This is a genomic window from Acinetobacter sp. SWAC5, from assembly GCF_003419885.1.
Classification (GTDB): Bacteria; Pseudomonadota; Gammaproteobacteria; order Pseudomonadales; family Moraxellaceae; genus Acinetobacter; species Acinetobacter cumulans.
Genome location: NZ_QUWR01000003.1, coordinates 26,547 through 39,418, shown reverse-complemented (window position 1 = coordinate 39,418; position 12,872 = coordinate 26,547). Strand labels below are relative to the sequence as shown.

General features: G+C 39.5%; 13 protein-coding genes. 7 read left to right on the top strand and 6 right to left on the bottom strand.

Features of this window, described 5'->3' with window-relative positions; translation table 11 throughout:
• Positions 1–38 precede the first annotated feature (38 nt).
• Complete coding sequence (gene nfsB, locus DYI81_RS03015) at positions 39–692, top strand: oxygen-insensitive NAD(P)H nitroreductase (protein ID WP_106984798.1); 654 nt, start codon at positions 39–41, stop codon at positions 690–692.
• Between the two features lie 453 nt (positions 693–1,145).
• Positions 1,146–1,376, top strand: a complete 231-nt coding sequence (locus DYI81_RS03005) for a hypothetical protein (protein WP_106984800.1) — start codon at positions 1,146–1,148, stop codon at positions 1,374–1,376.
• Between the two features lie 124 nt (positions 1,377–1,500).
• On the opposite strand, the gene DYI81_RS03000 is transcribed toward DYI81_RS03005, so the two are convergent.
• The 4 genes from DYI81_RS03000 to DYI81_RS02985 all read right to left on the bottom strand — a co-directional run bounded on the left by DYI81_RS03000 (position 1,501) and on the right by DYI81_RS02985 (position 5,234).
• On the bottom strand, positions 1,501–2,358 hold the full coding sequence (locus tag DYI81_RS03000; RefSeq protein ID WP_106984801.1) for a DMT family transporter: 858 nt from the start codon (positions 2,356–2,358) through the stop codon (positions 1,501–1,503).
• 101 nt (positions 2,359–2,459) lie between these two features.
• A complete protein-coding gene (gene fba / locus DYI81_RS02995; RefSeq protein ID WP_106984802.1) occupies positions 2,460–3,497 on the bottom strand; it encodes a class II fructose-bisphosphate aldolase in 1,038 nt (345 codons plus the stop codon).
• A 122-nt stretch (positions 3,498–3,619) separates the two neighbouring features.
• The gene (locus DYI81_RS02990; RefSeq protein ID WP_106984803.1) at positions 3,620–3,895 is read right to left on the bottom strand and encodes a hypothetical protein; all 276 of its coding nucleotides are present in this window, start codon (positions 3,893–3,895) and stop codon (positions 3,620–3,622) included.
• Between the two features lie 151 nt (positions 3,896–4,046).
• Positions 4,047–5,234 (bottom strand): phosphoglycerate kinase, encoded by a 1,188-nt coding sequence (locus tag DYI81_RS02985; protein WP_117006669.1) that lies wholly within the window; start codon positions 5,232–5,234, stop codon positions 4,047–4,049.
• A 139-nt stretch (positions 5,235–5,373) separates the two neighbouring features.
• On the opposite strand from DYI81_RS02985, the gene DYI81_RS02980 reads away from it, so the two are divergent.
• From DYI81_RS02980 to DYI81_RS02960, 5 genes are all read left to right on the top strand, one after another.
• Positions 5,374–5,757, top strand: a complete 384-nt coding sequence (locus DYI81_RS02980; protein WP_106984805.1) for a DUF2237 domain-containing protein — start codon at positions 5,374–5,376, stop codon at positions 5,755–5,757.
• A complete protein-coding gene (locus tag DYI81_RS02975) occupies positions 5,757–6,350 on the top strand; it encodes a Maf family protein (protein WP_106984806.1) in 594 nt (197 codons plus the stop codon). Before DYI81_RS02980 ends, DYI81_RS02975 begins: the two co-directional genes overlap by 1 nt.
• Positions 6,351–6,496: 146 nt before the next feature.
• Positions 6,497–7,288: a serine/threonine protein phosphatase gene (locus DYI81_RS02970; protein ID WP_117006668.1), complete on the top strand. Its 792-nt coding sequence runs from the start codon at positions 6,497–6,499 to the stop codon at positions 7,286–7,288.
• Between the two features lie 225 nt (positions 7,289–7,513).
• Positions 7,514–8,758, top strand: coding sequence for a PD-(D/E)XK nuclease family protein (locus tag DYI81_RS02965; protein ID WP_117006667.1), 1,245 nt, complete (start codon positions 7,514–7,516; stop codon positions 8,756–8,758).
• An 82-nt stretch (positions 8,759–8,840) separates the two neighbouring features.
• On the top strand, positions 8,841–10,010 hold the full coding sequence (locus tag DYI81_RS02960) for a cupin domain-containing protein (protein WP_117006666.1): 1,170 nt from the start codon (positions 8,841–8,843) through the stop codon (positions 10,008–10,010).
• Between the two features lie 141 nt (positions 10,011–10,151).
• On the opposite strand, the gene DYI81_RS02955 is transcribed toward DYI81_RS02960, so the two are convergent.
• Together DYI81_RS02955 and DYI81_RS02950 are read right to left on the bottom strand one after the other, a co-directional pair.
• Positions 10,152–12,056, bottom strand: a complete 1,905-nt coding sequence (locus DYI81_RS02955) for an ATP-binding protein (protein ID WP_117006665.1) — start codon at positions 12,054–12,056, stop codon at positions 10,152–10,154.
• Positions 12,057–12,746 (bottom strand): response regulator transcription factor, encoded by a 690-nt coding sequence (locus DYI81_RS02950; RefSeq protein WP_117006664.1) that lies wholly within the window; start codon positions 12,744–12,746, stop codon positions 12,057–12,059. It abuts the gene before it with no gap.
• Between the last annotated feature and the right edge of the window lie 126 nt (positions 12,747–12,872).

The window sequence follows — 12,872 nt, the reverse complement described above, 5'->3', positions numbered from 1 at the left end:
TAAAATCATTATTTTAGACCGTTCTGGAAGGCTTCATCATGGATTTGCTCAATATTTCAAAAAGTCGTTATACCACTAAAGCTTACGACCCAAACAAGAAAATTCCACCAGAACAATTTGCACGTTTACTTGAAATTCTTCGTTTGACACCCTCTTCTATCAATATTCAACCTTGGCACTTTTTTATTGCCGATCATAGTGCCGCGAAAGAACGTATTGCAAAAGCCTTGGTGGGTAAATATGCCTACAATGCACCAAAAGTACTCGACTCATCACATACCATTTTATTTTGTACCCAAGCCGATATTAGCGAAACGCACCTTGAGCACTTACTGAGCCGTGATGAAGCAAGCGGACGCTTTAAAGATGAGCAAGCCAAACAAGGGCAAAAAGACAGCCGTACGGGCTATGTGAATTTTTATCGCAACGAAAAAGGTGATATTCAGCGCTGGGCCGAAAATCAGACCTTTATTGCCCTTGGCCAAATGCTTTTAGCTGCAGGTATTGAAGGTGTGGATGCAACACCAATTGGTGGTTTTGATGAGGATATTATAAGCGATGAGCTACAGCTTGTTGAGAAAGGTTTAATTCCCTCCGTATTATTAACCTTGGGCTACCGCAGTGAAAAAGACTTCAACGCCAAACTACCTAAATCACGCCTGAGCCAAGAAGAAATATTCACCAAGCTATAATATTTTCAATAAAGCGACGAAAGGGGGATTATTCCCTCTTTCATGTCATTTTAGGACTTATTTTTTAAACATAAATCGAGTATATTTTGCGCAACTTAATATCTTGGTCAATTATCATGTTTGTTGCACCTAAATTACCGATGAAATTTTATTGCGCTTCATGTAAATCCATTTATCTACAACCCTACCAAGCAAAAGCGCGCCTTTTTTATCCACACTGCCCTCAATGTCAGCAACCTGGACAATTACAAGGCACAGTAGAGACACAAGACTTTATTAAACACCCCATCCCCCTCATCAAAAGCTATTTACAAGGCTTCAGCCGATCTTTAAATAGTTAAAATATTCTTTTAAAAATAATGCTTTAGCCAAAACATAAATCTATGTGTTTATTTTTTGGCCTATATTTTGCTTTTTATTAAATACTTTTATATTCAATCAAGGGGAATACTCATGTCTATGCTGTTTAACCTACCAATGAAGTTTGAATGTACCCATTGTAATACCTGCTATATGCACCCTTATCAAATACAAGAACACCATTACCCTGCTTGCCCTCAATGTAAGGCACAAGGTCAATTACTTGGCATTGCTGAAACAGGCGATTTAATACAAAATCCTATTCATGCGATGAACAGCTACTTGTCATGGGTCAAAAGTAAATTAACGCCACATAGTCACTAAATGACTTAAGTAATGCGTTGAGTTAATGCTTAACGACAATAAAAATAATGCAAAAAGAATAATCTAGAAAATGTAACAGCCTACAGTAAATCATGCATAACTTCCTCCAGTTATGCATGATTTTTTACATCGCATAGGCCAAGCACAAAACACTACTTAAGCCTAAAGCTAAACCCAAAGCAACAATGGGCTTCACACGCTCTTTAAAGATAAATAATCCACTGAGCACACCGAGCATCACCACCAATACATTCATGCCTGCAAATACGACTGCTGGCGAATCTTTCAATAACATATGTGCTTTCACATATAAGGCAATATTGGCAAAATTTAATACGCCAAGTAGTAAACCTGCTCCAATATTTTGCCATGTTCCCATACTTTTATATTTAACAATGATGTATAGCATGGACAAAACAAAGGCAAAAATAAACATCAAATTCAGTGTCACTGAAAATTGTAAACCCAAGCCTGTCGTATATTTCAGCAATACATCTATGAGTGCATAACCTACCCAAACCGCTAAAAGCGAAATAAAAGCCATCGGTTTTGCACCATGATTCAACTGTTTGCTTTTATGTGAATCTAATATACAAAATACGGCGCAAACCCCCATGATAATGCCCAAAATTTTCAGCTGATTAAAGGCTTCATGAAAAATGAAATACGCTGCCAGCAATGACAACACCACCGATAAACGCTGGGCAATTTCGGTTTTTAAAATACCTGCGCTTTGCAATGATTTAGACAAACAGAAAAAAATTGCAGGGAGCAATATGCCTAAAACGGTAATCAACCACCATGGTGTATGCTCGACTGACACATGGACTAAATCTGGCTTAAACCATAAATAGGTCAATACACTGGCCATCGCATAATTCCATGCAATCATTTGCATTGGAACTAAGCCTCGATCTCGGCATATTTTTAAGATTATAGATACCGCCACACTGCACAGCGCAGCTGCAAATATCAATTCCATGATGGTGTATCCTCTATCAAGCGATATTTTATATTTTTTCTTATCAATACAAGAAAAGCCCACATATTGTGGGCTTTTGCTGATAAATAATCTATGACAAATTATTTATAACGATCAACCATTTTCTCTAAAGAAATCGGGCGGATCTTGTCAGCGTTGCCAGCTGTACCAAATGCTGTGTAACGGTCTACACAGATTTGTTTCATTGCATCAACAGTTTGAGCAAAGAATTTACGCGGGTCAAATTCGCTTGGTTTTTCAGCCATCATACGGCGCATTGCACCAGTAGACGCTAAACGCAAATCTGTATCGATGTTGATTTTACGAACACCGTGTTTGATTGCTTCAACCAATTGCTCAACAGGAACACCATAAGTTTCTTTGATGTCGCCGCCATATTGGTTAATGATTGCAAGCCATTCTTGAGGAACAGAGCTTGAACCATGCATTACAAGATGCGTGTTTGGCAATGCCGCATGAATTTCTTTAATACGGTCAATCGCTAGGATGTCGCCTGTAGGTGGACGCGTGAACTTGTAAGCACCGTGTGACGTACCTACTGCAATAGCAAGCGCATCTACATTCGTATCCGCAACGAATTGAGTTGCTTCTTCAACAGAAGTTAAAAGCTGTGAATGGTCAAGAACGCCTTCTGCGCCTACGCCATCTTCTTCACCAGCCATACCAGTTTCTAGGCTACCTAAACAGCCAATTTCACCTTCAACTGATACGCCGCACGCATGCGCCATTGCAACTGTACGACGAGTTACGTCTACGTTGTATTCGTAAGTTGTTGGTGTTTTGCCGTCTGCACCCAAAGAACCGTCCATCATTACTGATGAGAAACCTAATTGGATAGAACGCTGACATACGTCAGGGTCTGTACCATGGTCCTGATGCATTACAACAGGAATATGCGGCCATTCTTCAATTGCTGCCAAAATAAGGTGACGTAAGAATGGAGCGCCTGCATATTTACGCGCACCAGCAGAAGCTTGTACGATTACAGGTGAATTCGTTTCGTCTGCGGCCAACATGATAGCGCGCATTTGTTCTAAGTTGTTTACGTTAAACGCTGGTACGCCGTAGTTGTGTTCGCCGGCGTGATCCAAGAGCTGGCGCAATGAAATAAGAGCCATAATGTCCTCCCAGGTAATGCGACATATTCTACATGCACAATCATTTCAATTCAGCAAAAAAACCAACTTTTATATAAAAAATCCCTGCTTATGCAGGGACTTTTAAAATAATGTCAGCAATTTTAGTGAGCTGCTGCTGAAGCTTCTGTTTGCTCAGTGTCTGCTGTCGCCTCATCTGCAGGTGCATTCGCAATTTCTGCAGGTACATCCGTATTTTTTTCGTCCAAGACTGGTTTATCTAAAGAGTCAATTGCCGCTTGTTGCTCTGGCGTCACTTTGTCATTTGTAACTGCAGCAGATGCTTCAGTCGCATCATGTGGAGCTGCATCTTTTTTTGCACACGCTGTTAATGCTAAAGGCGCAATTAATACTGCTGCAAGTGCCAGTTTTAGGTTCATCACATTGTCCTACGGGTTGATGATTAACTTCGTAGAAAATTTTATTGCAGAAATATTGCATTTTTATGACTGAAAAATGAACGGCCATAAAAAAAGGGCTAACAATTGTCAGCCCTTTTTTGTATTTCAGTCTTAATCAAAGACGAAATGCTTATGCACGCTCAATAAGCGCAGCAACTGCAGGAAGTGTTTTACCTTCTACAAACTCAAGGAATGCACCACCACCTGTAGAGATATAACCAATTTTGTCTGCGACTTCATATTTGTCGATCGCAGCTAAAGTATCGCCACCACCAGCAATTGAGAAACCAGCAGATTCAGCGATCGCTAAAGATAATGTTTTAGTACCTTCGCCAAACTGATCAACTTCAAATACGCCTACTGGGCCATTCCACAGAATTGTTTTTGAAGTTTTTAAAATTTCAGCAAATGCTTTCGCTGTTTCTGGGCCAACGTCCAAAATCATGTCGTTGTCAGTTACATCTTCAACTTTTTTCACAACTGCTTTCGCTGCAGCCAATGAACCTAAGAAGTCATCAAAATTAATTTCTGACGCATCTGCCACAACTACGTCTGTAGGAAGTGGTACAGATACTTTGGCAGCAATTGCTTTTGCAGTGTCGATCAAATCATTTTCGCAAAGTGATTTGCCCACGTTAAAGCCAGCAGCAGCTAAGAATGTATTAGCAATACCACCGCCAACGATCAATTGATCGCAAATATCTGAAAGTGATGTTAATACATCAAGCTTAGTTGATACTTTAGAACCCGCAACAATCGCAACCATTGGCTTTTCAGGAGTTTGTAGCGCACGCCCCAAAGCATCTAATTCAGCTGCCAATAAAGGACCTGCAGCTGCAACTTTTGCACAACGTGCAACGCCTTCAGTTGATGCTTCTGCACGGTGAGCCGTACCAAATGCATCCATTACATAGACATCACAAAGTGCTGCATATTTTGCAGATAATTCTGGGTTGTTTTTCTTTTCACCAACGTTAAAACGGCAGTTTTCAAGTAATACCACTTGACCTGGTACAACTTCAACGCCATCTAAGTATTCAGTGATTAACTTAACTTCTTGGCCTAAAGCTTCTGTTAAGTATGCCACTACAGGAGCAAGCGATTGTTCCGCTTTAGGTTCACCTTCAACAGGACGACCAAGGTGTGAATACACCATTACAGCTGCACCTTGCGCAAGGGCTGCTTTAATTGTTGGTAATGCCGCACGTAAACGGGCATCACTTGTAATCACGCCATTTTTAACAGGTACGTTTAAGTCTTCACGAATTAGAACACGCTTACCCGCTAAATCAAGATCAGTCATACGCTGAAAGTTCATGCATTGCTCTCTTTATTGATATCAAAACGCGAAGATTTTAAATGATTATGTGAAAAAAGGTTAGCTTCTTTTGCAGAAAAGGCATCCAAACTTAAAGTTTTGCTATCATAGGGAAAAATCAGAGCAAGATTCAAAGCCTATGTCTATTCATCCAGACCCGCATCTTAATCGTCTTAACGCTTTAGGTGAGCCTTTGGCCAGCTGTTGTTTTGATCCCATTACCGGTTTTTTTCGTAATGGTTTCTGTCATACAGCCGTTTCGGATTTAGGCCAGCACACCATGTGCGCACAAATGACCTCTGAATTTCTTAATTTTTCGCAAAAAGCGGGAAATGACCTTATCACCCCATTACCAGAAGTTGGTTTTCCAGGTTTACAACCCGGCGACTTTTGGTGCATCTGTGTGACGCGTTGGGTGGAAGCATACCAAGCTGGCATTGCCCCACCTGTCAAAATACAAGCATGTCATCAAGCTGTGCTGTCTTATGTACCGCTTGATGTACTTATGGAATATGCAGTGTAATGAGTACTCCCGAAATCATTTTGGCCTCCTCTAGCCAAACCCGTAAGGATTTAATGGATCGTTTACGGATTGATTACCGTTCAATCGTACCTGATATAGATGAATCGCCGCGCGGTGAAAACCATGCGGATGATTTGGCAAAACGACTGGCTTTTGAAAAAGCCAAATGTATTAGTAGCCAATATCCAGATGCGATCGTGATTGGTTCGGACCAAGTCGCTTGGCGTGAAGGCGCTCCCGATATTTTTATTGGCAAGCCACTGTGCACAGAAAAAGCCATTAAACAATTACAAGCCAACTCGGACAAAATTGTTTACTTTAGTACGGCGCTCAGCGTACAACATGCGAGTTCTGGCTTTGAACAGACCTTGATCGAACATTATAAAGTGAAGTTCCGCAAACTGAGCTTGCCTGAAATTGAACGCTATGTAGACGTTGAACAACCTTTACACTGCGCGGGTAGCTTTAAGTGTGAAAGCTTGGGGATTAGTTTGTTTGAAGAAATGATTGGCCATGATCAAACCACGTTAATGGGCATGCCAATGATTAAACTTTGTCAGATTTTGCGTGAACTGAAGATTTTAGTACCTTAATTTCTAAGTACGACGTCTAAAACAAATTAATAGGCAGCGCCTTAGTATTTAAGTGCGCTGTTTTTTTAAATTATTTTTATAAATTAGGCCGCGAAGCAAAGCGCAAAGGCGTAACCACTCTGCCATATTTTGATGCGGAGTAATTTATGAACGACCTGAACTTTGAATTACAAGGTTTTTCACTCAAGTTCAAATCACCACAACAACAAGATGCCATGTTGATTGCGCATAAAGTGCTACAACATGACCGTATCCTGAGTAAACGTCGTATATATCCCATACATGAAGCATGGTGTACGGCACTTGCTGATGGTGTCAGCCAAAGCCCTCAGGCACAGCTCGCCTCTAAAAAAATTCTACAATTGGTCGATCAAAATCAGTCGATGCAAGTCCCTTTCAACTTTGCCCTTTTACAGCAACAATTTTGCCAATATTTCTCGCAACTGCCTGAGCACCACGGCACCAGTACAACACTGATTACGCTCACACACAGTCAATCACAATTTATTGAGATACAGCATTTGGGCAATAGTCGTGCCTATCTTTATTCACTCGCACAAGCAACGCCCCAATGGCGTCAACTTACACGTGACCATAGTTTTATTGAAGAACTTCTTGCACCAACCGACATTCAAAATAGAGTGTCCTATGCCAGTTGTTATGACATGCTCACCCAATACTTTTGTGCTGATGACAGCCATGAGGTATGCCTCTCACCGTTACAAGAGCAGTTTTTAACTGAAAATGAGGCCTTGGTCATTTGTACAGATGGCATCTATCAATCATTGGCCTGTTCTCACTGGCCATTGCTTCAGCCCAATCTATCTTTGGCAAATTGGTTACTACAACTCAAAGAAAAACTCGAACAACATAAGCCTTATGATAATGCCAGTATTGTGATTGTTCGTTTGACGTCGAGCAAGGTACATCCACAATAGAAAGCATGTGCTGGTAGCCAAATAGCACAATAAATCTGATTATTTTAAAGCGCTATTTCATCGTGTATACCCAAGCATATTGGGCCACCATTAAGCTAACATGGGTTTGAAATTTTCAGATATACTTAGATAAAACAAACAATTAGTACTTTTACTTATTAGAAATGGTGTGCATAAAACTTATAGTACATGCGTGCTGTAGAATATTAAAATTGGAATACTCCCATGCAAAATATCGAACATTTACTCCGCTCAGTTTCAGATGAACTCAGAGCCTTAGCGCTTGCCAAAAGCAAATATGTGCAACAACTCGCACCCAATTTTTCTATTTTTAATTATATTTATACCGATGAGTTAATGCTCAGTCGCATGATTGCTGACTTGCTTGATCCAAAAGGAGATCACGCTCAAGGACATATTTTTCTGTCCTTATTTTTACAGCAACTGACCAACGCATCGCACTATTTATTGTTAGATATTCAACGTGCCAAAGTAGCTATCGAAGTCTTAACCTTTCGCAACCAAACGAAACGTCGCATGGATATTTATTTAGAAATTCCATATATAGACAGCGCACAAAGCTTCGGTATTTGTATTGAAAATAAACCTTATGCCGCTGATCAAAAAAATCAGTTAAAAGACTACGCATCTGAACTATCTAAACGGCATGATAGAAACCAAGATATGCAACACCATTGGCATCTGGTTTATTTGGCTGGTTATGGCAACGAACCGAGTGCTGAAAGTGTTGAACCGAGTCAATTAGAAGAATGGAAATCTAAAAATCACTTCACCTTAATCTCGTATCCGGAATTAATTGAATGGCTTAATCAGTGCATGCTCCGATGCCAAAATGAACGCGTAAATAACTTTCTAAATGCATTTAACACCTTTATTCGAAAAAGTTTTTTAGGAATACAAGACATGTCTGAACAGCAACATTTACTTAATCTCATCAGCTCAAATGATCAATATATGGCGTCTGCTTTTGAAATAATAAAATATCAAAATGAGCTACAAGATCAACTGATCAAAAAATTTGAATCACAATTAATTCAGACATGTAAACAAAAAAACTGGCACATTACAGGTCATTTTTCTAGAGAAAAAGCCACAGGTCTCACAATCAACTTTGACAACCCACACACGCATATTGATTTTATTATTCAATTTTATGCCAAAAACTATGGAGATTTCTTCTGGGGCTTATCTAAAAAAATATCTGATTACCATGATCCTGATTTATGGAAAGAAATTCATCAAAATGCGTCTTTACATTTTAGTACGGACAAAATTCAACACAGTGAATGGTGGCCATTTTATATCGATCAAAAATACCCTTTTAATTGGCAATCACATCATGAAGCATGGCCCATGATCTTATCTGGCGAGTTATGTGATCGCGTGATGTATTATGCCGAAGAAACATATCAGCTCCTCAAAAAGCAGGATCTTTTGAGTAAGTTGTAAATAATTCTTAAAATAAAGCTTTTACTTGCACCAGCCAAAGACACAAGGGACAATATGGGAAATTTAATTTATGGTTTTTCTTATGTCCCAACATTTAGACGTGCTCGGCGGTATTAGCGCTGAGCAATTCCTTGCCGAATATTGGCAAAAAAAACCGCTCCTTGTACGTAATGCGCTTCCTGAAATTGCTGATATTTTAGAGCCAAGCGATATTATGGAATTGGCACTTGATGAAAACGTCAATGCACGTCTAATTAAGCAAAAAGACAAAGACCCAAATCAATGGTCTGTAAAATCTTCACCTTTAATCAAAGCTGACTTCCAAAAAATGCCCAAGCTTTGGTCTGTACTCATCCAAGCTGTAGATCATTATTCTTTTGATTTGGCGGCTTTATGGAAAAAATTCCCCTTCATTCCACAATGGCGCCGTGATGACATTATGGTGTCATACGCACCGCAAGGTGGCTCAGTGGGCAAGCATTTTGACTTTTATGATGTATTTTTAGTTCAAGGCTATGGGCATCGCCGTTGGCAGTTAGGTCAAATGTGTAATGCAGATACAGAGTTTGTTGCAGGCCAGCCTCTACGCCTATTACCAGAAATGGACATTCATTTTGATGAAGTTTTAGCACCTGGCGATCTATTGTATGTACCACCAGGTTTGGCACATTACGGCGTTGCTGAAGATGACTGCCTCACCTACTCATTTGGCTTCCGCATGCCGAATGTAACCGACATGATGGATCGTGTGAGCGATAAATTTTCAGAAAATAGTGCTTTAAAAAATCCATTGCTTGATATTATTCGTGATCAACAAAGTGCGATTGGTCAAGTGACTGAAAATGAACTGGAATATCTAAAAACTAAACTTTTTGAGCATTTGCAAAACTCAAATATTTTAGAAGATGCCATCATGAGCTTGATGTCTGAACCAAAATATTTAGACAACATTCCTGAAGCTGAAGAAATTGGTACAGGTGACTTAGAGGCCGTACTTGAGCAAGGTTATCAATTGCTGATGGAACCTGCTTCACGCCTACTTTATACCGAACAAGATGGCCAATTGCTATTTTGGGCCAATGGCGAAGCTATATGTACTTCAGATGCTTCTGCAAGCTACTTAAAACGCCTTGCCGATGGTGAACTCATTTTATTAGATGAAAATCTTGCAGATAATGACATTTTGGAAGATATCGCACATTTACTGAATGAATCGATTGTTATGCTTGCTCCAACGGACGATGCCGAATAAATAACAGCATTGACGATTTAGCCGATTACATATTTTGTTCTAAGCTAAAGGAATCATCCAATGAAGGGCCATTCTCTTCATTGGATTCATTTTTAAGCTCAAATCACTTCAATCGTTCAACTTAGACATCAATATCATCATTTATACAGATGAATCATTCTCATCAATGGGGGCGTCAATTAGTACTTGTATACGAGTACAACCAGATGCAGATTGAATTGAAAAAGTTGCACCCATGCGTTCAGCGCGAGTTTTCATACTACGTACACCAATACTCATACCGTTTTGATTCACACACTCTACATCAAAACCAACGCCATCATCTTGCACCGTTAATTCAAGTTGTTGCGTTGCTGTAAAGTTTAAGCTCACCACAATTGACGTTGCTTGGCTATGCTTAACGACATTCACCAAACTTTCTTCTAAAATTCGAATGAGTGTTAAACATTGTAATGCGGTAGGCTGAAATACCCAAGATGGCGCAACATGCCATGCAACACGAATATTTAACTCATCTAACAGTAAATTAAAACGATAACGTACAGGTGCAAGCCATAAAACTGGTGAATCAGGCACTCGACTCCCTTCAGCTGATCCAGTATCAATAATTTGACGTAAGTCATCTCTCAAAAGTTTTAACATTGATAAAAACTGTTGATTCGGTATTTGATGTTCACACTGGTCGACAATAATCATAGAACGTACCAGTGATGCACCTAAACCATCGTGCAAATCATGAGATAAATCCATACGCTCATGTAAACGCGCATTACTCAATTCGAGCTGATGTTGTTCATTTAAACTTTTACTCAAGTTTGCACTGACTTCTTCTACTTTAGTTGCTAAATAATTATTAAAATCTTCGACTTTTTTAATATTTCGGTTGAGCCTGCCCCCCAATATCACCACGATAAAAATCGTGACAATGGGTGAAGTATACGGCGTAAGTGATGTAACCTCATAAGGTACACCCACCACAAACACCACCAAATCAAATAAACCCAATAGCAATACAACCGTCATACAACAGGCTAAAAATATAAAATCGCCTCGCTTTTTACGAAATGCCATTATGCATAAATAAAAATAGACGCATAAAAACAAGAGTATGTAAAAGAGCAATACCACTACAACCACTAAATTAAGTGTGCTTAACCCCGTCAAAGCCATTGCAAGAAGGCTCACTGCAGTAATACACAAGAGCACCTTTTCAAACCTAGGATGTTTTTGCTCAATAAAACGAACCAAGTAAGTACTAAAAGTGAGTAAATATAAAACCAAACAGATCATGTTAAATTTAATCATGACCACAGTATTTGGATATGGCGCCGTTTCTGAAATCAGAATATTGGTAATGAAAAGCACCCAAAACAATGAACTTAAAGCAAACCAACCAAAACTGGTTTCTTTTGGGCGAAATAGCCAAATAATTAAGCAAATAATGCCCAGAGTACTCGATAAAATCGAATTGATTTGAAAAAGTGTGCGATGGTCCCATGTTTTTTGCCGGATCATCGCACTATTTCCAACAACATTATTAAAATCTATTTTCCCAACCCCTGCACCCAAGTCTGAATAGCCTGTGACATAAATCATGATCTCATTTTCATGTGTGCGTAAGCCTGAGATAGGTAAAATCCAAGAGCGTTGAATATTCCAACTCTTAGATAAAGGTTCGACCAAGTTTTGGTCCCGCCACAACATATCCCCATTCAGATATACGGCGCCTGCAACATTAATATAATCGAGCGAAAATGCGATGGGTTCTTTTAATTTTTCATGATTTTGGCATTGCCAATGCCACTGCACCCGATACCATGCTCCGCCAACATAATCTTTCCATGGTCCCTTATTTGACCATCGATCAGGTAATTTCGCGACTTCTTCCCAACCTTGAGTAGGAATCGAATCTATAGAGGGTGTTTGTGCTTTTTGAATGTTCTTTACAATGACTTGGCATTGTTGATTGATAACAAAATTTTCACTAGCAAAGCTAAAACTACAAATAAACCATAACAGTAAGCATGTAAATTTTAGCTTGCTCATTTATAAAATTCCTAAAGAGCGAGCAGCGCTCACGGCCTTCGTTCGTTTTGTTACGGAAAGTTTACGGTAGATATGCTTAATATGGCTTTCAACGGTATACCGTGAGACACACAATTTCTCTGCAATTTCTCGATTACTCAAGCCCTGTGCAACCAAGTTAAGAATTTCTGTTTCGCGTACAGTGAGCAATACCTGCTCCGCATCAACTAAACCAATCTGCTCAGGCTCAGACTGTCCTTGTTCCTCAACTGCAATTTGCTTTAAAATTTCACGGGCAATAAACGGATCAATTGGCGCACCACCACGCAAAATACTCCGAATCGACAACAGCACTTCAGCGTCATCACGCTCTTTGAGCACATAACCTGTCGCTCCTGCCTTAATTGCACCAAACAAACTTTCTTGAGTGCTCCATGCAGAAATCACCAAAATCATCGCACTGCTTTCTATAGCACGAAGCTTTTCAATAATTTGTCGGCCATTCCCATCAGGTAAGCCTAAATCGACCAAAGCCAATGAAATAGGCTGTTCCTCAATGATCTGAAAAGCTTCCTTCACATTCTTTGCAAAGAGCAAATCAGCGGGCTTATAGCCCAATTCCGTTAAAATTTGACGTAGCCTAAATTGAATAATCTCTTCGTCTTCGACCACTAATACAGGAACTGGTAATATCACATCAGAAACAGCCATTTATCTATCACCCCAAAATTTTCTTAAAGTAATCAATTTATTGCTCTAAGAATATCCCTAGAAATAAGTATTTAATTACTTTTAAGGAGCAATATTGCGAAACGTTCTTTTTATCTACAGCTTTAA